Origin of the sequence: Idiomarina xiamenensis 10-D-4 (assembly GCF_000299895.1) — a bacterium.
Classification (GTDB): Bacteria; Pseudomonadota; Gammaproteobacteria; order Enterobacterales; family Alteromonadaceae; genus Idiomarina; species Idiomarina xiamenensis.
Genome location: NZ_AMRG01000075.1, coordinates 1 through 224 on the forward strand (window position 1 = coordinate 1; position 224 = coordinate 224).

General features: G+C 53.1%; 1 pseudogene. It reads right to left on the bottom strand.

Annotated elements, in window-relative coordinates:
* A pseudogene (locus A10D4_RS14245) lies at nt 1-224 on the bottom strand (methyl-accepting chemotaxis protein); the annotation flags it as partial.

The following is a 224-nucleotide window of genomic DNA, read 5'->3' on the forward strand; positions in this document are numbered from 1 at the left end:
CGATAGCACGGATAACGTCTAGCACAGAGCCGATATTTTTCACTTGGCTAGCTAGCGCATTTACCCCCGACATGGTGTCGGCTAAATCGGTGAGCAGGTCATTGACGGTGGTAATGGTTTGCTCAACTTGCTGACGACCTACCGCAGCACGTTCATCGGCATCGTCTGAATCTTGCGAAGTCGCTACCGCATTTCGCGCCACCTCTTCGACTGCGGCGGTTAAT